Annotated in this window: 23 protein-coding genes; 11 read left to right on the top strand and 12 right to left on the bottom strand. The window is 68.2% G+C overall.

The annotated features are described in order from the left end of the window. Window position 1: 1 nt before the first annotated feature. From RQG82_RS08680 to RQG82_RS08660, 5 genes are all read right to left on the bottom strand, one after another. The gene (locus RQG82_RS08680) at window positions 2–727 is read right to left on the bottom strand and encodes an HAD family hydrolase (RefSeq protein WP_311258691.1); all 726 of its coding nucleotides are present in this window, start codon (window positions 725–727) and stop codon (window positions 2–4) included. Next, window positions 724–1893 carry a TIGR03364 family FAD-dependent oxidoreductase gene (locus tag RQG82_RS08675; protein WP_311258690.1) on the bottom strand — a complete coding sequence of 390 codons (1170 nt, stop codon included), beginning with the start codon at window positions 1891–1893 and terminating at the stop codon, window positions 724–726. The genes RQG82_RS08680 and RQG82_RS08675 overlap by 4 nt, the downstream gene beginning before the upstream one ends. Next, complete coding sequence (gene phnE, locus RQG82_RS08670) at window positions 1890–3626, bottom strand: phosphonate ABC transporter, permease protein PhnE (protein ID WP_311258689.1); 1737 nt, start codon at window positions 3624–3626, stop codon at window positions 1890–1892. The genes RQG82_RS08675 and phnE overlap by 4 nt, the downstream gene beginning before the upstream one ends. Continuing rightward, the gene (gene phnC, locus RQG82_RS08665) at window positions 3623–4468 is read right to left on the bottom strand and encodes a phosphonate ABC transporter ATP-binding protein (RefSeq protein WP_311258688.1); all 846 of its coding nucleotides are present in this window, start codon (window positions 4466–4468) and stop codon (window positions 3623–3625) included. The genes phnE and phnC overlap by 4 nt, the downstream gene beginning before the upstream one ends. A gap of 230 nt (window positions 4469–4698) precedes the next feature. After that, window positions 4699–5628, bottom strand: a complete 930-nt coding sequence (locus RQG82_RS08660) for a phosphate/phosphite/phosphonate ABC transporter substrate-binding protein (RefSeq protein WP_311258687.1) — start codon at window positions 5626–5628, stop codon at window positions 4699–4701. A gap of 171 nt (window positions 5629–5799) precedes the next feature. On the opposite strand from RQG82_RS08660, the gene RQG82_RS08655 reads away from it, so the two are divergent. Then, window positions 5800–6543 carry a GntR family transcriptional regulator gene (locus RQG82_RS08655; protein ID WP_311258686.1) on the top strand — a complete coding sequence of 248 codons (744 nt, stop codon included), beginning with the start codon at window positions 5800–5802 and terminating at the stop codon, window positions 6541–6543. A 301-nt stretch (window positions 6544–6844) separates the two neighbouring features. On the opposite strand, the gene RQG82_RS08650 is transcribed toward RQG82_RS08655, so the two are convergent. Then, complete coding sequence (locus RQG82_RS08650; protein WP_311258685.1) at window positions 6845–7987, bottom strand: histidine kinase; 1143 nt, start codon at window positions 7985–7987, stop codon at window positions 6845–6847. A 226-nt stretch (window positions 7988–8213) separates the two neighbouring features. Between RQG82_RS08650 and RQG82_RS08645 the strand changes: the two genes are divergently transcribed. Next, window positions 8214–8867 (top strand): response regulator transcription factor, encoded by a 654-nt coding sequence (locus RQG82_RS08645; protein ID WP_258184287.1) that lies wholly within the window; start codon window positions 8214–8216, stop codon window positions 8865–8867. A gap of 156 nt (window positions 8868–9023) precedes the next feature. Here the strand turns inward: RQG82_RS08645 and RQG82_RS08640 are convergent, their stop codons facing one another. The 3 genes from RQG82_RS08640 to RQG82_RS08630 all read right to left on the bottom strand — a co-directional run bounded on the left by RQG82_RS08640 (window position 9024) and on the right by RQG82_RS08630 (window position 12403). Beyond that, window positions 9024–10718, bottom strand: a complete 1695-nt coding sequence (locus tag RQG82_RS08640; protein ID WP_311258684.1) for an HNH endonuclease signature motif containing protein — start codon at window positions 10716–10718, stop codon at window positions 9024–9026. Between the two features lie 195 nt (window positions 10719–10913). Beyond that, window positions 10914–11309 (bottom strand): GNAT family N-acetyltransferase, encoded by a 396-nt coding sequence (locus tag RQG82_RS08635; RefSeq protein WP_311258683.1) that lies wholly within the window; start codon window positions 11307–11309, stop codon window positions 10914–10916. 230 nt (window positions 11310–11539) lie between these two features. Then, window positions 11540–12403: an EamA family transporter gene (locus RQG82_RS08630; RefSeq protein WP_311258682.1), complete on the bottom strand. Its 864-nt coding sequence runs from the start codon at window positions 12401–12403 to the stop codon at window positions 11540–11542. A 263-nt stretch (window positions 12404–12666) separates the two neighbouring features. Here RQG82_RS08630 and RQG82_RS08625 point away from each other — a divergent pair, with 263 nt between their 5' ends. Genes RQG82_RS08625 through RQG82_RS08615 form a run of 3 tightly spaced genes read left to right on the top strand, consistent with a single transcriptional unit; the run spans window position 12667 to window position 15990 of the window. Continuing rightward, window positions 12667–13950: a M18 family aminopeptidase gene (locus RQG82_RS08625; RefSeq protein WP_311258681.1), complete on the top strand. Its 1284-nt coding sequence runs from the start codon at window positions 12667–12669 to the stop codon at window positions 13948–13950. A gap of 46 nt (window positions 13951–13996) precedes the next feature. Beyond that, window positions 13997–15442, top strand: a complete 1446-nt coding sequence (locus tag RQG82_RS08620) for a cytosine permease (RefSeq protein ID WP_311258680.1) — start codon at window positions 13997–13999, stop codon at window positions 15440–15442. Further along, window positions 15439–15990, top strand: a complete 552-nt coding sequence (locus RQG82_RS08615; RefSeq protein WP_311258679.1) for an isochorismatase family protein — start codon at window positions 15439–15441, stop codon at window positions 15988–15990. The genes RQG82_RS08620 and RQG82_RS08615 overlap by 4 nt, the downstream gene beginning before the upstream one ends. Here the strand turns inward: RQG82_RS08615 and RQG82_RS08610 are convergent. Beyond that, a complete protein-coding gene (locus tag RQG82_RS08610; protein ID WP_311258678.1) occupies window positions 15987–16697 on the bottom strand; it encodes an MBL fold metallo-hydrolase in 711 nt (236 codons plus the stop codon). The two genes, RQG82_RS08615 and RQG82_RS08610, sit on opposite strands and share 4 nt — an antisense overlap. A gap of 82 nt (window positions 16698–16779) precedes the next feature. Between RQG82_RS08610 and RQG82_RS08605 the strand changes: the two genes are divergently transcribed. Next, a complete protein-coding gene (locus RQG82_RS08605) occupies window positions 16780–17307 on the top strand; it encodes a TetR/AcrR family transcriptional regulator (RefSeq protein WP_311258677.1) in 528 nt (175 codons plus the stop codon). Between the two features lie 134 nt (window positions 17308–17441). Continuing rightward, on the top strand, window positions 17442–18497 hold the full coding sequence (locus RQG82_RS08600) for an alpha/beta hydrolase (protein WP_311258676.1): 1056 nt from the start codon (window positions 17442–17444) through the stop codon (window positions 18495–18497). A gap of 60 nt (window positions 18498–18557) precedes the next feature. Here the strand turns inward: RQG82_RS08600 and RQG82_RS08595 are convergent, their stop codons facing one another. Both RQG82_RS08595 and RQG82_RS08590 read right to left on the bottom strand, forming a co-directional pair. After that, window positions 18558–19931: an aminotransferase class V-fold PLP-dependent enzyme gene (locus RQG82_RS08595; protein ID WP_311258675.1), complete on the bottom strand. Its 1374-nt coding sequence runs from the start codon at window positions 19929–19931 to the stop codon at window positions 18558–18560. A gap of 9 nt (window positions 19932–19940) precedes the next feature. Next, entirely contained in the window at window positions 19941–20672 is a 732-nt protein-coding gene (locus RQG82_RS08590) for a TetR/AcrR family transcriptional regulator (protein WP_311258674.1), read from the bottom strand. A 92-nt stretch (window positions 20673–20764) separates the two neighbouring features. Here RQG82_RS08590 and RQG82_RS08585 point away from each other — a divergent pair, with 92 nt between their 5' ends. From RQG82_RS08585 to RQG82_RS08570, 4 genes are all read left to right on the top strand, one after another. Beyond that, window positions 20765–21805, top strand: coding sequence for an agmatine deiminase family protein (locus RQG82_RS08585; protein ID WP_311258673.1), 1041 nt, complete (start codon window positions 20765–20767; stop codon window positions 21803–21805). Beyond that, window positions 21802–23517: an amidase gene (locus RQG82_RS08580; protein WP_311258672.1), complete on the top strand. Its 1716-nt coding sequence runs from the start codon at window positions 21802–21804 to the stop codon at window positions 23515–23517. The genes RQG82_RS08585 and RQG82_RS08580 overlap by 4 nt, the downstream gene beginning before the upstream one ends. An 86-nt stretch (window positions 23518–23603) precedes the next feature. After that, entirely contained in the window at window positions 23604–24458 is an 855-nt protein-coding gene (locus tag RQG82_RS08575) for a tryptophan 2,3-dioxygenase family protein (RefSeq protein WP_311258671.1), read from the top strand. Continuing rightward, on the top strand, window positions 24458–25555 hold the full coding sequence (locus RQG82_RS08570; RefSeq protein WP_311258670.1) for a hydrolase: 1098 nt from the start codon (window positions 24458–24460) through the stop codon (window positions 25553–25555). Before RQG82_RS08575 ends, RQG82_RS08570 begins: the two co-directional genes overlap by 1 nt.

The raw sequence follows: 25555 nt of genomic DNA, 5'->3' as shown, positions 1-25555 counted from the left end.
CTCAGGCGGTGGGCACGAGCGGAAGCAGCCCGCGCTCGGCCAGCGCGCTGCGAAGACGCGTCACGTCTGCGAGCACGACGTCGGCGCCGGCGAGTTCGAGGGCACTCGAGTCGTGGGCGCCCGTGAGCACACCGGCCACGAAGCCGGCACCGGCGCGGCGCCCTGATTCGACATCGCTGACGGTGTCTCCTGCGACGGCGACCGACGCGACCGACGAGGTCTGCGTGCGGATCAGCGCTGTGAGCACGAGGTCGGGCGCAGGGCGGCCCCGTCCGGCATCGACCGGCGAGAGCGCCAGGTCGACGAGGTCGTTCCAGCCGAGACCGTCGATCAGCGCGTCGCGGGTGAACGGAGCGAACCCAGTCGTGAGCACGACGGTCAGACCGGCATCCTTCAGGCCCTGAATCGCATCCGCCGCCCCGGGGATCTCGGTGACGCCCTGTTCGGCCACGATCTCGGCGTAGGCGCGCTCGAACGCCGCCGTCGCCCGTTCGGCTGCGGCCCGGTCGCCACCCGCGAGGTGCGTGAAGACGTCGATCTTGGACTGCCCCATGGTCGCGCGCACGTGGGCGAGAGCGTCGTCCCACGGCATCCGATCTGCGACTCCGGTGCGCTCGGCGGCGCGCTGGAACGCCGTCTCGACGACCCCGTCGTCGAGCACGGTCGTGCCGGCCATGTCGAGCACGACGAGTTCGAGTGCCGGAGGTGCGGAGAGTTGCGTGGTCATGAGGTTCCTTCCATTGCGGGTGCCCACCCGAAGGCGGCGGTGAGATTCTCTTCGGCGAGCCCCAGACCCGTGGTCATTCCGATGCCGGTGGTCGCGGCGAGCACCAGCACCCCCTCTTCGACCCTGTCGATGAGGAATTCGTGCTGCGCCTTCGCATAGACGCCCTGCCAGCGCTCCAGCACCCGCGGTGCCGGCATGTCGAACAGCGCCTCGGCCTCGGCGAGGAACGCGGCGAACGCCGCCTCCGGCTGGAACGGCTCTGGCGCGCTCGACGTGGCGTGCGAGTCGCCGATGATGAGCGTGCCGTCGGGCAGCTGCGTGTACATCTGGTTGAGGTCGAGTGCCGCGAGGTCGGGGCGCTCGGAATGCAGGCGCTCACGCAGCGCGACGGCCGCCGCTCCGTCGGCGAAGCGTCCGTACCGCACGAGCGACCAGCCGGTCAGCAGCGGGGCGGCGAGCGGATGCCGCAACGTCACCGCCGCTCGCATCATGTCGAGCGCGCATCGCTCGGCACCGACGCGCTCTGCCACCTCGGGCAGCAGCTGGTCGACGTCGTGATTGACCGCGACGACCACGACGCCGGCCGTGAGGGCGCCCCTCGTCGTCTCGACGCGTCGCCCGGCGACCGAGGTCACCGCTGTGCGGAAGCGGAAGTCGACTCCGTGCGCTGCGAGGTGCCGAACGATCGCTGCCGCGGCGGTGCGCGGATCGGTCTGCAGGTCGGTCTCGATGTGCGCGCCGCCGACGATCGCCTCGGCACGGAGCGGGGCGAGACGCAGCAGCTCGTCCGTCTCCAGCATCCGGATGCCGCCGTCGGCCGCCGCCTGTTCGAGCACCGCGATCTCGTCTGCGTGACGGGCGGCGACCAGCGTGCCGGATTCGCGCAGCCAGAAGTCCGCGTCGTGAGCGAGGCGCAGCCACAGGTCGCGAGAGCGGTCGGCATAGCGGCGCGCCTCGCCGGTCTGCGCGCCGATGCAGAGATGGCCGAAGTTGCGGATCGTCGCCCCCACCGGGGCATCCGCCCTGTCGACGACGATCACCGTGAGGCCCCGTCGAACCGCGGCGTAGGCCGCGCCGAGGCCGATGATGCCAGAGCCGACGACGACGAGATCAGCGCTGTCGGTGAGTCCGCTGCGCTGCGTGCTGCTGTGCTGCGTGCCGTTCATCGGAACACCTTGCGCATCCACATCGCGAGTCCTTCGACGACGAGCACGGTGACGAGGATCATCAGCACGATCGCGGTGACCGTCTCGTAGCGCGATCCCTGGCTGGCGTTGAGCAGGTAGTAGCCGACTCCGCCGCCGCCGACGATGCCGAGGATCGTCGCCGCGCGGATGTTCGTGTCGAGCATGTAGAAGCTGTGCCCGATCAGCGCCTGCATGCCCTGCGGCACGGTCGCCGAGGTGTAGGTCTGCAGGCGAGTGGCGCCGACCGCGCGCAGCGCCCGCTCGGGGCCGCGGTCGACCTCTTCGAGAGAGTCGGCGATCAGCTTGCCGAGCAGTCCGATGCCGCCGATGGCGAGCGCGATGACGCCCGCCTGCGCACCGAGCCCGGTGATCACGACGAGCACGATCGCGAGGATCAGCTCGGGGATGCCGCGGATGCCGACGAGCAGGAACCGCGCGACGCCGCGTGCACCAGGGCTGAGTGCGACGTTGCTCGCCGCGAGCGAGCCGAGGATCAGCGACGGCAGCAGGGTGAGCACGGTCGCGGCGAGTGCGATCGCAACGGTGTCGCGCATGGCGGCGAACATCGCCGATGCCTCGTAGCTGCCGAACGACGGCGGCCAGAACTTCGCGGCGACCTCGGGGAGCTTGGCCCAGAAGGTGAAGAAGTCGAGCCAGTTGATCTGGCTGACCACGACGCTGCCGATCACGACGAGCACCGCCACGATGATGCCGCTCGTGTTGCGCACGCGCTCTGCCGTCCACGGGCGCCGCACCGCAGTCTCTGGGCTGGCGGCCCACTCGGGGCGTGCGGTCGTGCTCGTGCTCGACGAGCCGCTGAGCCGAGGGTGGATGATGCGATCGATCCACGACCGGGTCTGCTTCTGCTGTCCGAGCATCGCCCCGCGCACCAGGCTCGACACGATCTCCATCGCGACGCACAGGATGAAGATGACCAGTGCGATGCCGAGGCCCTTGCCGTAGTTCAGCGACTTGAACGCATACGACATCTCGAGTCCGAGGCCCGCGACGCCGACGTAGCCGAGCACGACGCTGCCGCGCAGGTTGATGTCGTTGCGGTGCAGCACCGTCGCGACCCAGCTCGGCAGCACCTGGGGAAGGATCCCCGAGGCGAACTCCTGCATCTTCGATCCCCCGGCGGCGCGGATCGCGAGCCGGGGTCCCTCGTCGATCTGCTCGATCGCGTCGGCGAACATCTTCGAGATCATCCCGATCGAGTGGATGCCGATGGCGAGGATGCCGGGGAGAGTGCCGAGCGAGAACATGAGCACGAACGCCATGGCGAGCACGACGTCCGGCAGCGCGCGGGTGAGCACTCCCACGAATCGGGCCGCGGCCCGCCAGCCGTCGCCGGGGGTCGTGTTGGAGGCTGCGAGATACGCGATCGGCACCGAGAGCACGGCGGCGAGCAGGGTGCCGACGAGCACGAGCCCCACGGTGAGGGCGATCAGCCACGCGAGGTCGGCAGGCTCGGGGAACGAGAGTCCGCCGACACGGGCCATGAAGTTCTCGGCGTTGCCCCAGCTCTGCACCATCGCGGGGATCGAGATGCCGACCTCTTCGACCGCGAGGATGCCGAGCACCAGGAGAGCCACCAGGGTGAGTCCGGCGGCGATGCGCTCGGCCGAGATCGGGCGCCGCGGCGCGCGATCGGAGACGGTGGAGCGTCCTGGGGCCGCGGGCGCCGAGGGTGCGTCCGAGAGCACGGTCACGAGACTCGGGCCTTGTCGATGTCGGCGATGTCGACCGCGATCTCGGTGAGCTCGTCCTGAACGGCGCGGATCTCTGCGGTGGTCGTGGCCACTCGGCCGTAGATCTCCATGACCTCGGCCTTGGTGAGGTCGCCGGTGGGGGTGTCGAGCACGATCTCGCCGTGGCGCAGACCGACGATGCGGTCGGCCCACGAGATCGCGAGGTCGACCTGGTGCAGGCTGCAGACGACGGTGAGGCCCTCGTCGGCAGCGATCTCGCGGATCAGCGCCATCACCTGATCGCTCGATTCGGGGTCGAGCGAGGCGACAGGCTCGTCGGCGAGCAGGATGTCGGGCTTCTGCATCAGGGCGCGGGCGATGGCGACGCGCTGCTGCTGACCGCCCGAAAGGGTGTCGCTGCGCTGGTAGGCGCGGTCGAGGAGTCCGACGCGGTCGAGGTGCTCGAGGGCGCGCAGCTTCGCGGCCTTCGAATAGCCCCAGAGCCCGAGTCGCGGTCCGCGAACCTCCGACAGCGATCCGGTGAGCACGTTCTCGAGCACGGTGAGCGAGGGCACGAGCTCGAACTGCTGGAAGATGAATCCCACCCGACTGCGCAGGCGGCGCAGCGCCTTGCCCTTGAGCGTCGGCACCTGGGATCCGAGCACCTCGATGTCACCCGAGGTCGGAACCTCGAGTCCGTCGAGGTGGCGCAGGAGCGTGGACTTGCCCGAGCCGGAGAGCCCCAGCAGCACGACGATCTCGCCGCGCGAGACCTGCAGCGACGCGTTCTTGAGCGCCGTCGTCGAGCCGAAGTTCTTCGTCACGCCGTTCAGGCGGATGAGGGCATCGGATGCCGTGTTCATGTCAGTTCTCCAGTGTCTTCGCTTCGTGCTCGGGGCTGGTCGTGCTGGGGGGCTGGTCGTGCTGGGGCTTGCGTGCTCGGGGGGAGCCGGTCGTGCTGGGGGGGGCTTGCGTGCTTCGGGAGATGGTGGGGTGCGATGTCTGCGGGTGAGCGCCCTTCGTCTCGGGGCTCGCCTGGAGCGAGGCGATGAGACGAAGGGCGCTCGGCCGACTGGGGGTCAGCGACCGGGGGTCAGCCCTGGCACTGCTCCGCTTCGGTCTCCTTGCAGATGTCGCGGATCAGGTCGTAGTACGCGTCATCGACCGGCTTCGTGGCGAAGAAGACGCTGCGGAACGCGTCGGTGTCTGCGCCGTCGATGCCGGCGGCGATGATGTCGTCGATCGTGATCTCCGACAGGCCGTCGATGAGCTGCTGCGCGACGTCGTCAGGCAGGGTCGACGAGTAGACGAGCGGCGCACCCGGCACCATCGTCTCGTCGATGACCTTGACGGCATCCGACTTCTCGACCTCGGAGTCCTCGGCGAAGCCGACCTCGCACTCGACGCCTTCGCCGACCTTCTGCACGCTCACGTCATGCTTTCCCGCGAAGACCGGGGTGATGTCGGTCTTGGGGTCGATGCCCGCCTCGAGCAGGTTGTACGAGGGGAACAGGTATCCCGACGTCGACGACGGGTCGACGAAGCAGACCTTCTTGCCCTTGAAGTCTTCGATGCTCGAGATGTCGCTGTCGACCGGCACGATCGCCTGCGAGAAGTATCCGGGCTCCTGACCCTCTTCCGTGACGATCGACGAGATCGGGGTGAGCTCGGCGCCGTTGTTGGTGGCGGTGACGTAGGTGAAGCCCGAGAACGAGGCGACGTCGACCTTGCCCGCGACAGCGGCCTCGATGAGGGCGGCGTAGTCGGTGGACTCGTGATACTCGACCGACTTGCCGGTGATCTCGGCGATGTAGTCCATCAGCGGCTGGTAGTTCGTCTCGGTGTCGACCGAGTCGGGCACGACGCCGAAGACGAGCGTGTTCTCGTCGACTGCGAAGCCGCTCGCGGTCGACGATGCGTCGGCACCGGACGCGCCGGTGGCCTCTGCGGTGCCGGAACAGGCGGCGAGGCCGAGCGCGAGGATCGCGGCACCGGCGAGTACGGGGAGAGCGCGGAGCTTCATGAGGACCTTTCAGAGTGGGAGGGGGGTGATCCACGAGCAACTCTGACAGGGCACTGGCCGAGATATATACCTAACTTGCAAGAGTTCAAGCTTCGTTCACCCGGACGTTCCTGGAATGAACGTCAACAGAACGCTGGACCTCCCCTCCTGGCAGCCAAGTAGTATGCCTATGTGGCCGAAGCTGTATACACCCAGATCGCAGACGACCTGCGCGCTCAGATCGCGGCAGGCACTCTGCGCCCCGGCGATGACGTGCCCACCGAGTCAGAGCTCGCCGAACGCTGGCACACGTCTCGTGGTCCCATCCGAAACGCGCTGGCTGCCTTGCGCAGCGAGGGCCTGATCGAGACAGGACGAGGCCGACCCGCACGGGTCGTCTCCCGCAAGGCGAGCCAGGCTGTCGACATGTCGGTGCCGTTCACGCGGTGGGCCCGAGATCTCGGCGTCACTCCCGGCGCACAGACGCAGGAGCTGAGCCTTCGTCGGGCAGGCGACCGGGCCGATCTTCTCGGAGTCTCCCCCGACGACACGATCGTCAGCGTCGTGCGGCTGCGGCTGCTCGACGGTCGGCCGACGATGCTCGAACGCCTCTTCTACACCGAGGCCGTCGGGCGCCGGCTGTTCGACGTCGACACCGACGAGATCTCGATCACCGAGTATCTGGGGTCGGTCGGACACCCGATCGTCGGGCTCGAGCACCAGATCGACGCGGTCGCGGCCGATGATCAGGATGCCGCGCTGCTGCGGGTGCCGCAGGGAACGCCGATCCTTCGGCTCAGCCGCATGTCCCGCGATGCGAGCGGACGCATCTTCGAAGCGTCCGAAGACCGCTACCTCAGTGAGGTGGTGCGATTCACCGTCGCGGCATCCGGGATCTCGACGGACGGGCACTACATGCGTGCGGTGGGCGGCTAGGAGCCTGCCGGTCGACTTCGATTCCTCAAGGGAAGAAGCCGATCGCGAGCGCGTTGGGGATCAGATTCCAAGACCGCGCTCGCGATCACAGCGCTGGGGATGCGCTATTTCTGGGGTATACCCAATGTATGCTCCCGGCTACACCATGGAACACGGTCTATAGTCGAGACCTACCCTAGACTTTCGTCTACTCATTGCTTCCAAAACCGCGGAATTCCGCGGTTCTGCTCCCAGAGTATCGGAATACCGGTCGGGGAATCCGAGTGAATCTCGCCCCCGAGATGCTGGAATATCGGTTCGTTCAGACGATCGGCAGGAGCGCTGACACGACCCAGCGTCCGTCCACTTCGCCGGCGCTGAACTCGCCGCTGGCGCCGAGGACGCGTTCGGCCATGCGCCCGACTCCGGTGCGGCTGGATGAGAGCTCGCGACGCGGCGTCGCCGAGAGGGGGCTGCTCACCGTCAACTTCGCGGCGTCGTCATCGATGTCGAATCGGATGGCGACTTCGCCCTCGCCCGCGTATTTGAGGACGTTGGTCGCAGACTCTCGCAGGATGCGCGCGAGGATGATCTCAGCTGCGCGCGGGATGCGCTCATCAGAGGGGTCGCCGTCGACGACCACCGCGTGGCCCGCGGATTCGAACTCCTGCTGAGCTTCGTCGACGGAGGCTGCCAGGTCACCCGAGGGCATGCCCTCTGAGCGGGGTCCGTCGTCTGCGAGATCGATCACGAAGCGGAGGTCGGTCATCGCCTTGCGTGCGGCGATGCGGATCGCCTCCTGCGATTCGCTGCTGGTGCGATCGTCGTCGAGCATCTGCACGTGCAGCGCCACCACGGTGAGGTGGTGCGCGATGCTGTCGTGCAACTCGCCGGCGATCCAACGTCGCTCAGCGAGTACGGCCTGACGTTCCTGCTCTGCTTTCTCGGCCAGCTGCACTTCCAGAGTCCGCCCTCGAGCGAACGCCATGCGAAGCGCATAGCCGACGGCACCGGATACTGCAGCGCCGACCAGGAAGATCGCGATATTGAAGGCATCCCTCGAGTCGCCAGTGACGACCAGTGCGGATGCGAGGAGGAAAACTCCGGCATAGGACAGAACCAAGGAGGTCCATCCCAGACGCACGATCAAGCCTGCCGCGAAAGCGGCGGTTGTGAGCACCTGGGCTTCGATGCCGGGGATGAAGGAGAGTGCGAACACCACGCCGAGGGCGTATGTCGCGATCAGTGGCGACCAGAGATACAGGGCCAAGACCGCGGTGGATGCGATCCCGAGTGCCGCCGTCAGAGGATCCAATCCCGGAGGAAGGAACAGTCCGACGATGTCGAAGGTGACGATCGTTCCGACGACCGCCAGTACGGCGATCCGTTCGATCGTGCTGAGCTTCTCGCCCTTTCCGAGTCGGGTGACGTCTGCGCGTTCACCCGCCGGAAGACTTGAGGCCATACTTCAGTATCTCCTTTCCGCCATATAGATTAACGGTAGAAGCCGAAGAAGAGTCCAACCTGGTTCCAGAAAGACATAGAGATTCACCTCCTTTATTGCACTTTTGACTAGCGATGTACTCATCTTCTCGGTGATCTTCACGCACCACATCTGTCGCACGTCTAGACCTCGATAGCCAAAGGTCTAATGGATCGCACCGCTGGTGCACCCCGGTTAGGCTTCCTCCATGTCCCAAATCCGCGTCGTGATCGTCGATGACGATCCCCTGGTGCGCTCCGCGCTCTCTCACTTCGTCTCACGAGACCCGGAGATCACGGTGGTCGCTGAAGCGGAGTCCGGGCTCGAGGGCATCGAGGTCGTGGGGCGCGAGCATCCTGATGTCGTGATGATGGACGTGCAGATGCCCGAGATGAACGGCATCGAGGCGACTGCCGTCATCAGTGAGCGTTGGCCCGAGGTCAAGATCCTGGCCGTCACGACGCTCGACGGCAGCGATACCGTGCTTCCGATGCTGAGTGCCGGTGCGTCGGGGTATCTGCTGAAGGACTCCAGCGCGGCGAGCATTCTCGAGGGTGTGCGGGAGGTGTACAGCGGGGCGAGCTCACTGTCACCACGCATCGCTTCGCTGCTGATCAAGCACGTGCGCGACACCGAGCCGGTGGGTGGCGACGACTCGCTCGAGGCGCTCACGGATCGCGAGCAGGAAGTGCTGCAGCGCCTCGCGCAGGGCATGTCGAACGCTGAGATCGCACGCACGCTGATCGTGTCGGAGGGAACCGTGAAAGCGCACCTCGGCCGCATCATGTCGAAGTGGCACGTTCGCGATCGCGTGCAGATCCTGGTCACGGCAGCGCACGCCGGCCTGGTCGACTTCCGCTGAGGTCAGGGTCTGCTGAGATCAGGCTCGCGCTGAAATCGGACTCGACGGTCGCGTCCCGCTAGGCCGGATTGCGCTGGGACCTGTTCGCTGCTCGGATCCCGCTGTAAGTTCGACCGGACCGCAGGCGCGCGAGACAGCCAGCGGCCAGGTCGCTCGTCAACCCGTTCGGGCGAGGCGTGTCGGTAGCCGATCGGCGGGGAGGCTGAGTTTCGGGGTGCGCCAGCGTTGTGCGGGGTCCCACCACCTCGGCCCGCGAATCTCTGGGAGTCCGTCGGTCATGCGGATCTCCCACTGGGAGGTGTCGAGACTTCGGTGATGCCACCAGCACAACGGCACACCGTTATCCGTATGCGTCGGCCCACCCCTGGCGTGCTCGGTGACGTGGTGGATCTCACACCAGGACGCGGGGACGTGGCAGCCGGGGATCAGGCATTCTTTGTCACGCGCGATGATCGCCCGCCGGTGGTGCACGGTGAACACCCTGTCCGTGGTCGTGATCCCGATGATCCTGCCCTCATCGAACAAGACCCGCTGGATCACCCCGCTGCACGCGGCCTGGGCCGCGACGGACACGGGGACGTGCGCGCCGGAACCGAGAATCGTCGCCCACCCGCCGTTGTCAGCAGCCATGCCACCAACACCACCTGCACCTGCACCTGCACCTGCACCTGCACCTGCACCTGCACCTGCACCTGCACCTGCACCGAAGGCTGACCCGTGCGCGAGGTCTTTCGCGTCGACGGTGACGACGAGCACGGGTGAGGCCCCGCCCAGGGTGGGCATGTCTTTGTGTCGAGCCGCGATCGCGAGCGCCGCAGCGAGAGCGTCATGGCGTTTCTGCGCCGCAGTGCGGTCGTCGAGCACGCTCCGCTCATCCGAGTTGAACGGATCGCCGGCATCGTCACCTCCTGCGTTCGGAAAGGTGTCCGACCCGGCATCCGCGTCGAAGCCCTCGGCGAACCCTCCTGAGCCCGCATCGGCATCGGCATCCATATCGGCGTCAGCACGCGCATCCGCCCTGGCATCCGCACGCGAATCCGTGCCGCTGCTGGGGGTGAAGAACACTCCCGGCATGGGCGGGCCGTCGCCTTTGGGGTTGAGGAACGCGTCGATGATGAGCTGGAACTGGGCAGCGACATCCGGGGTCAGATACCCGCGGATCGCGTGCACACCATCCTTCAGACGGCCGATCGTGATGCCCCGCCGCCGCCTCGCGTCCTCATCTTTGGGTTCTTCCCCATCGGGGTCGAACATCGACGCGAGATCCTCGGCCAGAGCTCTCAGATCCTCCGTCGTCGGCGACGGACCCGGCTCGTCCGGGTCGACTTCGGGGCCGACCTCCAGATCGGGGTCGACCTCGAGGCCGTGCCCGCGTGCGGCCCCCGCCAACGCCACATCCGCCGCCAGCCGCTGATCCACACTGAGCCGGTCCCACACCCGCTCGATCGGGCCTGTCGCGGCAAGAAACCCGTCCACCCCGATCACCCCGTCGAGCAGCGCCGTCCGCAACTCCGGCCACCTTGCGGGAAGCCGCTCCCCCGACACCAGACTCACGTCCCGCCGGACCCGGTCGACGACCTTCCCCACCCGGGTCGCACCCCGCGCATCCAGGAGCACCGTCCGCTGCAACAGCTCGTTCTCACCGCGACAGCCCGCGGAGTGCGGGAAACCGCCCACCTCGCCGGTCGCGACGGTCTCGACGACCACCGCCTCCACCCGCCGAAACGCCGCCCCCGCCGCCACGAGAACTCCCACTCGCTCGGCATCCGACAATCCCGCCAACCTGTCGTCGGACAGCACCGAATCGAGGTTGGCGATGACCCGATCCAGGATGTCCGCGGTGCTGTTCATACCCCTCAGTCAACCCGCCACCACCGACATCCAGCACCCGAAACCGGTCGTATTTACCCCAGTTGAAAGCGATATTCCGATCTCCCAGCACAGTGCACCACCCCCGTGCAGCCAGCGGTCACGAAACGGCGAAAGAGCCAGAGAAAACAGGACAGCCGAGAAGGAGGAGCACCATCGCCACCGTCACCATCACCATCACCGGCGAGAGGGCTCTGCTTTCATGAAGACGTCGACAGCGTCTTCGCTCTCCAAAACGAAGCCGTGCCGCTCGTAGAGACGACGTGCCGCGCTGGCCTGCAGCACGTTGAGCCGAAAGGGTCGCGTGCCGTCGGTGTCTGTGAGCAGATGGGCGAGCACGGCTGCCCCGATCCCGCGGCCCTGCGAGTGCGGCGCGAGATAGAAGTGCTCGATCCAGAGCGCGTCGGGTTCGCTCCTCACCGCCACCAGACCGACGTCTTCGCCGTCGACGACGATCACGCGGGTGTTCTCGGCAACGAACGCGTCGAGGAAGCGCTGCCGCACGCGCACCGGGTCATATCGGCCCAGTCGCTCGAGGTCAGGTCTCATCACGACCGCTCGCAGCTCCGCCATCCAGGAGGCATCAGAAAGGCCGCTCGCTCGAAGACTCCATCCCGCTGACACAGCATCCATCCAACCATCAGGCGCAGCGGGCCCAGCCGGGCGGCACACCCTGCAACGCGCAGAACCCGACGCACCCCGCACAGCAGCCCAACCACGACCGGCATCCGCAGCATCCGCTCCCCGCACGCCCGGCCGGGCACAGCCTGCGCACACATCCGCACCGCGCACCGCATCCGCGTCTAGAGGGCGAGCAGCACGATGCCGCCGGCGACGACCGCGGAAGCCGCCAGACGCCACCCCGGCCTGCTCTCCTTGAGCGCGAACACCCCGAAGAGGCTGACCAGCACGACACTGACCTCGCGCAGCGGCGCGACCAGGGCCACCGGAGCGATCCGGATGGCCGTGAGCACCAGGATGTACGACAGCGGCGACAGGATGCTGAAGGCCACGATGCGGCGCCACTGCGTGCGGCCGAGCGAGCGGACTGCCGCCCACCGGCCGCGAACGCCCAGCGAGTAGAACGGGATCTCGAGCAGCATCGTGCCGACCATGAAGGCGACGGGTGACAGGTTCCAGGTGCGCACGGCATGCGCGTCCCAGATCGTGTAGATCGCGATCGCCACACCCGTGAGAAGCCCGAAGACGAGCCCGAGATCCAGCGAGCGGCCCCGCTCGGGGCGCCCCCGGTCGACGAGCCCGATCGCGACGACTCCGACGATGATCGCGGCGACGCCCACCAGGGCGACGGCGGACGGCCGCTCACCGAACAGCAGGATGGCGACGATCACCGAGAGGAACGGACCGGTTCCCCGGGCTGTCGCGTAGACGGTCGAGAGGTTGCCCTCGCGGTATCCCCGCTGCAGCACCGCCATGTATGCCACATGGAGCACCCCGGACACGCCGACCCCCAGGGTGAAAGCCAGCAGGTCATCGGTGCCGAGACCGCCCGTGAAGGGGATGACTCCGATCCACACGACGGTTCCGCCGACGGCGCCCCACCACAGGAACGGCGTTCCGGCCTTGCTCACGCCGTGGGCGACGATGTTCCAGGCGGCGTGGGTGATCGCTGCGGCGATGACGAGAGCGAAAGCGAGAGGAGACATGAGAGACCCTTCCGTTCATCGCGGGCGCGACGAACAGGGTCCTCCGGGCTTTTGTCCTGTCAGATGACGGCACCCCTGCGGAGGGGCGCCGTGGCGCCGCTCGGACCAGACGGGACGAACCCCGGAACCCTAGGCGCTATCGAGAGCGACAGTAACCGCCGTGAGTGTCCGGGAGGTGAACGGCACGCCCCTTCCACGCGACGGGATCGTCGTCGTCCGCACGGCGATTACGATCGAAGGACCGCCCCTGCAGGAAGGCCCCCATGCCCGTCACCCCGGACGCTCTCGCCCACGCCGAGGATCTCGCCGACTTCGTCGCCGCCTCGCCCTCGAGCTATCACGCCGCCGCAGAGGTGGCCAGGCGACTCGAGGATGCCGGGTTCGCGCGCCTCGAAGAGGAACAGGCCTGGGAGGTGACCCCTGGCGGACGCTACGTCGTCGTCAGGGACGGCGCCGCGATCGCGTGGACGGTGCCGGCGGATGCCACCGCCACCACACCCGCACACATCCTCGGCGCTCACACCGACTCCCCCGGCTTCAAGCTCAAGCCGCAGCCGACGACGGGGTCGAAGGGCTGGCTGCAGGTTGCCGTGGAGGTGTACGGCGGTCCTTTGCTCACCTCCTGGCTCGATCGCGAACTGCGCCTCGCGGGACGCTTGGCCCTCGCCGACGGACGGGTGGTGCTCGCCGACACGGGAGCGCTGCTGCGCCTCCCCCAGCTCGCGATCCACCTCGACCGTGACGCGAACACGAGCCTCGCGCTCGACAAGCAGTTCCAGACGCAGCCCGTCTGGGGCCTCGGCGACCCGACGCAGGCGGACATCCTCGCCGAGCTCGCCGAGTCGGCCGGAGTCACGGCATCCGACATCCGCGGGTACGACGTCGTGATCGCCGACACGGCACGCGGGGCGGTGTTCGGCAAGGATCGCGCGTTCTTCGCCTCCGGTCGTCTCGACGACCTCGCGTCGGTGCACGCCGGGGTGGTCGCACTCGAGACGATCGACACCGCGGCATCCGGACCGATCGCGATCCTGGCGGCATTCGACCACGAGGAGCTCGGCTCGAACTCGCGCTCCGGCGCGGCCGGCCCTCTGCTCGAGGACATCCTCGGACGCGTGTACGACGCGCTCGGCGCCGACGCCTCCGAGCGTCGCCGCGCCCTGTCGTCGTCGTGGTGCCTGTCGAGCGACGTCGGCCATTCGGTGCACCCCAACTACGTGCACAAGCACGACCCCGTGGTGCAGCCGGTGCTCGGGTCAGGCCCGATCCTCAAGCTCAACGCCAACCAGCGATACGCGACGGATGCCATCGGCTCCGCCGCCTGGCGCGACTGGTGCGACAGCGCCGACGTGGTCACGCAGGAGTTCGTGTCGAACAACAACGTGCGCTGCGGGTCGACGATCGGCCCGATCACGGCGACGCGTCTCGGCATCCGCACGGTCGACGTCGGCATCCCGATCCTGTCGATGCACTCGGCCCGTGAGCTCGCCGGTGTCTCGGACCTGCACGACCTCACCCGAGTCGCCGGGGCTTTCTTCGCCGGCTGAGCCTCGCAGTGCCCTCACCGGGCCTGCGCAGTGCCAGGATGATGGCATGACGGACATCAAGCCTGCTCTCATCGAGCGCGCGGGCATCGAGATCATCCCCGAATCCGAGCGCACGGCGAAGCCTCGCGACCTGTTCTGGCCGTGGTTCGCGGCCAACGTGTCGGTGTTCGGCATGTCGTACGGGTCGTTCGTGCTGGGCTTCGGGATCTCGTTCTGGCAGGCGACGATCGTGTCGGTCATCGGCATCGTGGTGTCGTTCCTGCTGTGCGGACTCATCGCGATCGCCGGCAAGCGCGGCTCTGCACCGACCATGGTGCTCTCCCGTGCCGCCTTCGGCGTGCAGGGGCAGAAGGTGCCGGGCATCGTCTCGTGGCTGACCTCGATCGGCTGGGAGACCTTCCTCGCGATCATGGCCGTGCTCGCCACAGCCACCGTCATCACGCAGCTGGGCGGTGACGGCGACAGCATCGCGCTCAAGATCACCGCCACCGTCATCGTCGCCGCTCTGATCGTCGTGGCCTCGGTGCTCGGGTATCACACGATCATGAAGCTGCAGTCGGTGCTCACCTGGGTCACCGGCGCCGTGACGATCCTGTACATCGTCCTCGCCGCGCCCAGCATCGACCTCGCCGCCGTCATGGCGCGCCCGGATGGCGGCCTCGGCCAGGTCGTCGGCGCACTGGTGATGGTCATGACCGGCTTCGGTCTCGGCTGGATCAACATCGCCGCCGACTGGTCGCGCTATCAGAAACGCACGGCATCCGATGGGGCGATCGTCGCCTGGAACACGATCGGCGGCTCGGTCGCGCCCGTGATCCTCGTCGTCTTCGGTCTGCTGCTCGCGGGATCCGACGACGACCTCAGCGCCGCGATCGCCGCCGACCCGATCGGCGCCCTCGCCACGCTCCTGCCTCTCTGGGTGCTCGTGCCGTTCCTGCTCACCGCCGTGCTCGCGCTCGTCTCGGGCGCCGTGCTGGGCATCTATTCGTCGGGCCTCACCTTGCTGAGCCTCGGCATCCGCATCCCCCGCCCGTCGGCCGCGGCGATCGACGGAGTGATCCTCACGATCGGCACGATCTACGTGGTGTTCTTCGCCACCGACTTCCTCGGTCCGTTCCAGAGCTTCCTCATCACGCTCGGAGTGCCGCTGGCCTCGTGGGCCGGCATCCTGATCGCCGACATCCTCCGGCGCAAGAAGGACTACGACGACGAGGCGCTGTTCGACAGCCGCGGCCGATACGGCGCTTGGGACTGGATCTCGATCGGCACGATGGTCGTCGCCAGCGTCATCGGCTGGGGCTTCGTGCTCAACGGCTTCGCCGATGCCGCCCCGTGGAACAACTGGCAGGGCTATCTGCTCGGCCTCGTCGGCGGAGTCGACGGCGACTGGGCCTACGCGAACCTCGGAGTGTTCTTCGCGCTGGTGCTGTCGTTCGTCTTCACCTGGTTCGCTCGCGCCGGACGCATCCGCGCCCAGGAGGCCGCTGCGTGAGCACCGAGTCCTGGCTGGTCGTGATCGACCCGCAGGCGATCTTCGCCTCGCCCGACTCGGCCTGGGCATCACCGTTCTTCGGCGATGTGATGCCCCGCATCCGCGAGCTCGCCGAGTCGTTCGGCGAGCGCGTGATCGTGACGCGCTGGATGCCGACCGCCGACCGCTCGACGTCGTGGGGCGCCTACTTCGCCGCGTGGCCGTTCGCAGACCAGCCGTCCGGCGACCCACTGTTCGACCTGGTTCCCGATGCGGTCGACCTGTCGCCGCACGCGACCCTCGATCTGCCGACGTTCGGCAAGTGGGGCTCCGCCATCGAAGAGGTCGTGGGCCGGGGCCCGCACGTCGTGCTGGCGGGAGTCTCGACCGACTGCTGCGTCATCTCGACGGCGCTGGCCGCAGCGGATGCCGGGGCGCACGTGACGATCGCGGCCGACGCGTGCGCCGGATCGACGGCCGAGAACCACGCAGCCGCGATCCGGATCATGGGTCTCTACCCGCCGCAGATCACGATCACCGACACGGCCGCGGTGCTCGCCGAGCGCTAGCCCATCGCGCGCACGGCCGCGGCGATGTCGGCGGGCGACCCCCGCCAGGGTGCTCCGTGTCCGGGAAGCACCCAGGATGCCGACACGGCCGCCAGCCGGTCGAGAGAGGCATCGGCCTCTTGCGGCTCGTCCGTGAACGGCGCGGGCTGAGGGCCCACACGCCCCGTCAGCACGTGGCGCGTGGTCAGCGCGTCGCCGACGAAGACCGCGTCCGCCGCAGGAATGTGCACCGCGATGCTGCCGGGCGAATGACCCGGCATGCCGATGACGATCGGAGATCCGGGGAGATCGAGCACCTGGCCGTCGGCGACGGTCACGACCTCTGACACGTGCCGCGTGCGCAGTGCGTTCTTGCGCACGCTGTAGGCGAAGAACCCGAGCGTCGGACCGATGCGGGCCGGCCCCATCGGGGTCTTCGGCTTCTCGCCCGTGCGCACCCGATGCGCATCGGCACTGTGCACGAAGACCGGCACGTCCGCTTCGCTGCGCAGTCGCTCGGCGAAGCCGATGTGGTCGCCGTCGCCGTGGGTGAGGACCAGACCGCGGATGTCGGAGAGCGGGCGGCCGATCTCGGTCAGCTTTCTCTGGAGATCGTTCCAATGACCGGGCAGACCCGCGTCGACGAGCGTGATCCCCTCGGGCAGGTCGACCAGATAGGAGGCGACGACGTCGTTGCCGAGTCGATGCAGGTGCGGTGCGAGCTTCATGGTCATCCCTTTCGCAGTGGTCTATGATGGCTACAGTACGTAGCTATCATAGCTATTGTCAATAGCCATGAAGGAGTCTCGGATGCCGACCCCCGAACGAACCTCGCTCGCGGCCATCGTCGACGCCGGCCGCGACATCCTCGAATCAGCCGGGCCGGCAGGACTCACGATGCAGGCTGTCGCCGAGCGCGTGGGCGTGCGGGCGCCCTCTCTCTACAAGCGGATCCGCGATCGCGAGGCCCTTCTGTCGGCGGTCGCGGAGGCCTCCGCCGATGCGCTGACGAGCAGGCTCGACACCGCGGGCGACGAACTCCCCCTCCTCGCCGCCGCGTACCGCGCCTTCGCGCACGAGCACCCCCAGGCGTTCCGCCTGCTGTTCACAGCATCCGCGCCCGAAGACGCCCTGCACCGCACCTCCGCTCCCGTGCTGCGCTCCTGCGCCGACCTCGTGGGGCCTGACCATGCTCTCGACGCCGCCCGCCTCTTCACCGCCTGGGCGACCGGGTTCCTGCAGATGGAGCTCGCCGGCATGTTCCGTCTGGGCGGCGACGTCGACCAGGCGTTCGACTATGCGATGGGTCGCATCATCGCCGGGCTCACGGCCGACTGACCACGCGGGCGAGCGGATGCCGATGCGGTGCCGGATGCCGATGTCGATGTCGATGTCGATGTCGATGTCGATGTCGATGTCGATGTCGATGTCGACCGGAATACTGCCATGATGATGCGCGGAGAGGGGTTTCCATGACCACGAGCGCGCACGAAGACGAATCCGTCGGCCCGAAGAAGGCTCGCCGTCCGTGGCACCGCACGAAGGTGGCGGTAGGGCTGGTCCTCCTTGTCACCGCCGTGGTGGCGATCATCGGCGCGCTCACCCCGTGGCCTTCTGCCATGCTCATCCGCTCGGTGTTCACGAAGGGCGGCGACGAGACCGCCGCCGAGATGGAGAAGCACGTCCCCGACACGAAGCTCACCGAGCAGCTCGACGTCGCCTATGCCGACGGCGGCGCCGACACCACCATGGACGTCTTCACGCCGGCATCCGCCACCGGGCCGCTGCCGACGGTCGTCTGGATCCACGGCGGCGCCTGGATCTCGGGGTCGAAGGAGAACGTCGATCCCTACACGCGCATCCTTGCGGCCGAGGGCTACACAACCATCGCGGTGAACTACACGATCGGGCCCGAGGGCGTGTATCCGCTCGCGGTGCACCAGCTCAACGACGCACTCGCATACATCGACGCGCACGCCGATGAGCTGAACGTCGATCCGAACCAGATCGTGCTCGCCGGCGACTCCGCCGGCGGCCAGCTGGCCAGCCAGATGGCGACTCTGATGACGAGCTCCGACTATGCCGAGATCATGGACATCACCCCGGCGCTGAAGGCCGAGCAGGTCGTGGCGACCGTGCTGAACTGCGGTGTGTACGACCTCGCGGCACTCGCGGCGCTCGACGGTGTCGTCGGCTGGGGCCTGAAGACGTCGATGTGGGCGTATGCGGGAACCAAGACCTGGGCGGAGGACTCGACCGGCTCGACGATGTCGACGATCGACTGGGTGACCGAGGACTTCCCGACGACGTACATCTCGGGCGGGAACGGCGATGGACTCACCTGGCTGCAGTCGATCCCGATGGCCAAGCGCCTCGATGAGCTGGGAGTCGATGTCACGACCCTGTTCTGGCCGGCGCCGCACGAGCCGGCCCTGCCGCACGAGTATCAGTTCCACCTCGACATGCCCGACGCCCAGACGGCGCTGCAGCAGACGATCGACTTCTTGAACGCCCACACCAACCGATGAGGGCGCCTTGTCCCGATCTGCACACAGTGCCACGTTCAGCAGCAGATCGGGCGCGGCGATCTACTTCATCGTGTCGAGGATGCCGACGAGGTCATCGAACGTCGTGAGCGGGTTGAGGATGGCGAAGCGGGTGTTCGGGCGCCCCGCGTGCGAGCTCGGCACCACGAATGCCCGCTGCGAGTGGAGCAGCTCGTCTGACCAGCGGTCGTAGTCGGCGCGCTCCCAGCCCTCGCGTTCGAAGACGACAACCGAGAGCTGCGGGTCACGCACGAGCCTCAGCTCGGGGCGGGCGGCGATCTCGGCGGCGATCCGCTGAGTCAGGGCGAGCGTCGCGCTCACGGCCTCGCGATAGGCGGTCACGCCGTAGGTCGCGAGCGAGAACCACAGCGGCAGCCCCCGAGGGCGGCGAGTGAGCTGGATCGAGTAGTCCGACGGGCTGAAGTCACCGGCGTCGGTCAGGGTGTCGAGGTATTCGGCGTGCTGCGTGTGCGCTCGACGCCCCGCATCGGGGTCGCGATAGAGCAGCGCGCAGCAGTCGAAGGGTGCGAACAGCCATTTGTGCGGATCGACGATCACCGAGTCGGCGCGCTCCACGCCCGCAAAGATGCCGCGGGCCTCGGGCGCCAGCATCGCGGTGAGCCCGTAGGCGCCGTCGATGTGCAGCCAGAAGTCGAACTCGTCTTTCAGGGCGGCGATGCCGGCGATGTCGTCGACGATGCCGAAATTGGTCGACCCGCCAGTGGCCACCACCGCGCAGATCTCGTCGCCGTGCTCGGCGAGCGCCTCACGCACGGCATCCGCCCTCAGCATGCCGTCGTCACCCGCGGGCACGAGCAGCACGTCGGCATCCATGACCTTCGCCGCCGACTTGTTCGAGGAATGCGCCTCGACGCTGCACACGATCTTCCACCGACGAGGGAGCTCTTTGCCCGCCTCGAGCAGCTTCGTCTTCGCCGCCTCGCGTGCGGCGACGAGCGCCGACAGATTGCCGATCGTGCCGCCCTGCACGAACACGCCACCGGCGGTGTCGGGGAGGCCGAACTCGGCGGCCAGGAACGACAGCACCTCGTTCTCGGCGTGCACGGCGCCTGCGCCTTCGAGCCAGCTGCCTCCGTAGAGGCCGGATGCCGAGACCACGAGGTCGAATGCGATCGATGCGATCGTCGGGGCGGTCGGGATGAACGACAGATACGACGGGTGGCTCGTCGTCAGGCAGGCCGGAGCGAGGATGTGCTCGAACACGCTGAGCGCCCGCTGCGAACCGAGACCGGCGTCGGTGATCGTCGTTCCGACCAGACGATCGAGTTCGGCCGGCGACTGGGGCTTGTCGAGAGGCACATCGGCCGCGAGCATCCGTCGTCGTGAGTAGTCGAGCACCGCGTCGACGATCGCCGTCGATTCGGCCGAGGCCGCGTGCATGCGTTCTGCTCCCATGAGCTGTCCTTACCTGAGGGTTTCTGCCGGCTGTGCGGGGTGTTCAGCGGGGTGTTCAGCGGGGTGTTCAGCGGGCTGTGCCGCGTCGGGCACGGGAGTGGCTGGCATCGGGACATCTCGCACCGGAACATCGAGCACCGCGGAGAGGGTGCGGCGGGCGAGATCGGCTCGATCGCGGGGCGCCCAGTGCACGAGCGAGTGGGCGCTCATGCCGTCGACCATGGCGAGCAGCATCCATGCCGACGAGTCGGGGTCTACCCTCAGCGGGTCTTCTCTCAGCACCGGGTCTTCGACGATCGCGCGGGCGATGAGGTCTTCGAGCGCGCTGTGCCAGAGGTCCATCTCGGTGCGCACTCTGGTGCCGAGCGCCTCGTTGCGGGCCCCCAGCGCCCACGACTGCACCCACACCATCGCGACGTCGTCGCGCGAGTCGTCGAGCAGCGTCTCGATGAGCCGCAGCAGGTTGGTGCGCAGGTCGACGCTCGGGTCATAAGACGCGATGACCTCGTCTCGCTCGGCCGCGACGATCGTGGTGAAGACCTCGGCGACGAAAGACTCCATCACCGGCCGGTAGTGCGCGACGAGAGCCGGCGTGACGCCGACCCTGGCCGCGACGGCACGCACGGTGAGGGCCTCGAGCCCGCTCTCTGCTGCGAGCGCGACGGCACCGTCGAGGATCGAGCGCTCGCGCTCTTCGGGCGGCAGCCGGCGGGGAGCGGCGGCTCTTGACGTGGTCTCCATCACGGGCTACCGTATCACTCGTTGATCACGTGTTCAATAGGGATCACGGCTCCTCATCCCCGAGGTCGCGATCAGCAGCGAGGGAGACAACCATGGCCTGGCACATGCCCGCCGAGACCGCACCGCACGACCGCACCTGGATGGCGTTCCCCGCCGAGGGGCCCACGCTGGGCGAGACGGCGGCCGAGCGCGACAAGGGCTATGACACGTGGACGGCCGTCGCCCACGCGGTCGCCGAGTTCGAGCCGGTCACCATGATCGTCGACCCGGCCGAGGTCGCCCGCGCTCGGCGGATGCTCAGCAGCAGCATCGACATCGTCGAGGCCCCGGTCGACGAGTTCTGGATGCGCGACTCCGGCCCGACCTTCGTGATCGACGACGAGCGGCCCGGCGTGCTCGGCGCGGTCGACTGGATCTTCAACGGCTGGGGCGCGCCGGCATGGGCGCAGTGGCAGAAGGCGGCGCAGCACGCGCGCATCATCGCAGGGGCCGTCGGCGCCGAGCTCGTGAGCTCGACCCTCGTGAACGAAGGCGGTGGAATCCACGTCGACGGCGAGGGCACGGTGCTGCTCACCGACACCGTGCAGCTCGACCCCCGCCGCAACCCCTACGCCGACAAGGCGCGCGTCGAGGCCGAGATGGCGCGCACGCTCGGGGCGACGACGGCCGTGTGGCTGCCTCGGGGCCTCACCCGCGACTACGACGACTTCGGCACCAACGGGCACGTCGACATCGTCGCGACGATCGTCTCCCCCGGCCGCCTACTGCTGCACGAACAGCAGAACCCCGAGCACCCCGACCACGCGGTGACCCGCGAGCTGCGCGCGCATCTCGCGCAGCAGACGGATGCAGCGGGTCGCCGCTTCGAGATCGTCGACCTGCCCGCGCCGGCGACTCTGCGCGACGACGAAGGGTTCGTCGACTGGAGCTACGTCAATCATCTGGTCACGAACGATGGCGTGGTCGCGTGCGGGTTCGGCGACGAGCAGGCCGATGCCGCGGCACGGGCGATCCTCGCCGACGTCTATCCCGGGCGCCGGGTCGTCACGGTTGATGCGCGTCCGCTGTTCGACCGCGGCGGCGGCATCCACTGCATCACCCAGCAGCAGCCGAGCGTGGGGGTTCCCGCATGATCGACGTGGTCGAGGCGTCCATCGCAGAGCTGCGGCGAGCGCTCGAGACAGGCACGACCACCGCCGTCGAGCTCGTCGACGCGTACCTCGCGCGCATCGACGCCTACGACGGCCCCGAGACCGAGACCGCTCTGAATGCGGTCATCGTCGGCAATCCCGACGCCCGCTCAGAGGCAGAGGCATCGGATGCACGTCGGGCGCGCGGCGAGACGCTCGGGCCCCTCGACGGCATCCCGTACACAGCGAAGGACAGCTACCTGGTGCGCGGGCTGACCGCGGCCGCCGGCAGCCCCGCCTTCGCCGACCTCATCGCGCAGCGCGATGCGTTCACGATCGAACGCCTGCGGTCGGGTGGCGCGATCTGCCTCGGGCTGACCAACATGCCTCCGATGGCGAACGGCGGCATGCAGCGCGGCGTCTACGGCCGGGCCGAGAGCCCATACAACGCCGACTTCCTGACCGCACCGTTCGCCTCGGGGTCGTCGAACGGCTCAGGCACCGCGACGGCGGCGAGCTTCGCAGCCTTCGGCCTGGGTGAGGAGACATGGTCGAGCGGTCGCGGCCCCGCCACGAACAACGCCCTCTGCGCCTACACCCCCTCACGCGGCGTGATCTCTACCCGCGGCAACTGGCCGCTCGTGCCGACCATGGACGTCGTCGTGCCGCACTCGCGCACGATGGCCGACCTGCTCGAAGTGCTCGACGTGATCGTCGCCGACGATGCCGAGGTGCGTGGCGACTTCTGGCGCGCACAACCATGGGTGACGCTGCCGAGTTCTTCCGACGTGCGCCCGGAGTCGTACTCCGCCCTGGCCGCCGAGGCGGCGACAGCTCTGCGCGGCATCCGCATCGGCATTCCGCGCATGTACATCAACGCCGACCCGCATGCCGGCACCGCCGCCGAACCGGGCATCGGCGGCCCCACAGGGCAGCGCATCGAGACGCGCGCCTCGGTGATCGCGCGCTGGGAAGCGGCACGACGCGACCTTGACGCCGCCGGCGCGACTGTGGTCGAGGTCGACTTCCCCGTGGTGACGAACTACGAGGGCGACCGACCGGGCGCACCCACCGTCGCGACGCGCGGTCTCGTGTCGCCGGAGTATCTGCGACGCGAGATCGTCGATCTGTCGGCGTGGGGGTGGGAGGACTTCCTGCAGGCGAACGGGGATCCGCGGCTGAACACGCTCGCCGCCGTCGACGGAGCGGGGATCTTCCCGCATCCGGAGGGCGCACTCCCCGACCGCTATACGGGTTTCGACGACGACATCGCCGAATACCCCGACTGGGTGCGCGCCAACCCGGGCGTCGGACTCGAAGACATTCCCGAGCTCGCAGACGGCCTGCGCGCGCTCGAGGAGACGCGTCGCGTCGACCTGGAAGAGTGGATGGACGAGCACGAGCTCGACGCGGTCGTGTTCCCGGCCGTCGCCGATGTGGGCCCCGCCGACATGGACGTGAACGCGGCCTCCGCCGACCTCGGCTGGCGCAACGGCACCTGGATCGCCAACGGCAACCTGACCGTGCGCCACCTCGGCATCCCGACCGTGACCGTGCCGATGGGACTCATGGCCGACATCGGCATGCCGATCGGGCTCACGTTCGCCGGCCGCGCATACGACGACACGGCCCTGCTGCGTCTCGCCGCCGCGTTCGAGGCGATCGGCGCTCCGGGCGAACGCCGCACCCCGCCGCCGCGCACGCCGAGACTCTGACCGCGCACCAGCGCGACATTTCACTATTGTGACGCTCGCCACGATTGTTATATGTTTGCCCTGTCCGTCACGACAGGAAGCGACCCATGAGCACCGAGAACAACGAGCGCGAGCTCGAGGCCGGCATCGTCACCGATCTGTCCGGCCGCATGACCTACGGGTCGTACCTGTCGCTCGACCAGTTGCTCACCGCGCAGAATCCGGTCAGCGTCCCCGAGCACCACGATGAGCTGCTGTTCATCATCCAGCACCAGACCACCGAGCTGTGGCTCAAGCAGCTGCTGCATGAGCTGTCGTCGGCCCGCGAGCTGCTCGCCAGCGATGACCTGCGCGAAGCGCTGAAGCGGGTCGCGCGGGTCAAGCGCATCCAAGACGTGATGACGCAGCAGTGGGCGATCCTCGCGACGCTGACCCCCACCGAGTACGCGCAGTTCCGCGGAGCGCTCGGCAATTCGTCGGGCTTCCAGTCGGTGCAGTACCGCGCTGTCGAGTTCGCCCTCGGCAACAAGAACGAGAAGATGCTCGGCGTCTTCGCCGACCACCCCGCGAACCTGGCACTGCTCACCGCCGAGTGGCACAAGCCCACGCTCTACGACGAGTTCCTCCGCTACGCCTCGCGCCGCGGCCTGCCGATCCCGGCCGAGATCCTCGAGCGGGACGTGCGTCTCCCGTACCGCGAGACCCCCGAACTGGTGCCCGCGATCCGCGAGATCTACCAGAACCACCAGCAGCACTGGGACCTCTACGAGGCCTGCGAAGACCTGGTCGACCTCGAAGACAACTTCCAGTTCTGGCGCTTCCGCCACTTGAAGACCGTCGCCCGCACGATCGGCATGAAGGTCGGCACCGGCGGCTCGAGCGGAGTCGGATTCCTGCAGCGCGCCCTCGATCTGACGTTCTTCCCCGAGCTCTACACCGTGCGCACCGAGATCGGCGGCTGATGAAGGCGGCGACCTTCTTCGACGGCGAAGGATGGCGCGACGGCATCATCGACCTCGACGGTGAGCGGATGCTGCTGCGCGACGAGCCGCCGGCATCCGATCTGCCCTTCTCCGATCGGCCGAGGCTCGACGGCGTGATCATCGGCGGCTTCACCGACCACCACGTGCACCTGCAGCTCGTGGACCATGCGCTGCTGCACCGGTCGACGCTGGGTCGCGTGGTCGATCTCGGCGCGAACCCCGCGGTCATCGCCACGCTCTCCGCCGCCCTGCGCGGGGCAAAAATCGCATCCGCAGATCCCTGCGGGGCCAAAAACGCATCCGAATCGACGTTCTCCGGTGCGTTTTTGACCCCGCACGGAATGACGACCCCGCACGAGACTCCGCGCCGGACATCGCACCCCGTCTCGGTCGAGTTCGCCGGCGCGTTCCTCACTCCCGTCGGCGGCTACCCGAGCGACCGCCACTGGGCCCCCGCCGGATCGTTCCGCGAGATCGCCGACACCGCAACCGCCGAACGCGCGGTGGGCGAAATGGCGGATGCCGGAGCATCCTGCATCAAGGTCGCGAGCAACAGCTCCGCCGGGCCCGTCTTCAGCGACCTCCTGTTCCGCGCGATCGTCGAGGCCGCTGCCGCACGCGGCCTCCCCGTCGTGGCACACGTGGAGGGAGCAGGCGAAGCTCGGCGCACAGCCCTTCTCGGCGCCGCGCGCCTCGCTCACGCCCCGTTCACCGAGCGCCTCGACGATGCCGAACTCGTCGCCCAGGCGGCGTCCGTCTCGTGGATCTCGACGCTCGCGATCCACGACGCCGACGGCGAGACACGCTCCACGGCCGTCGACAACGTCCGCCGCTTCCACGAGGCCGGCGGCACCGTGCTCTACGGCACCGACATGGGCAACGGACCGACACCCGTCGACCTCAACCCCGCCGAGCTCGCCGCCCTCCGCGACGGAGGCATCGACGGCACCGACCTGCTGCGCGCTCTCGCACCGCAGAATCCCCTCGATCCCGCATCCTTACTGCTCCGGCTCCCCGCCACAGACGCCGATCCGACACTCGCCCGCCCGCTGACCAGCGCCGATCTGAAGGCTTGA

Source organism: Microbacterium sp. WCS2018Hpa-9, assembly GCF_031843745.1.
Taxonomy (GTDB): domain Bacteria; phylum Actinomycetota; class Actinomycetes; order Actinomycetales; family Microbacteriaceae; genus Microbacterium.
The sequence above is the reverse complement of the archived record's forward strand: the minus strand, read 5'-3'. Positions and strand labels throughout refer to the sequence as shown.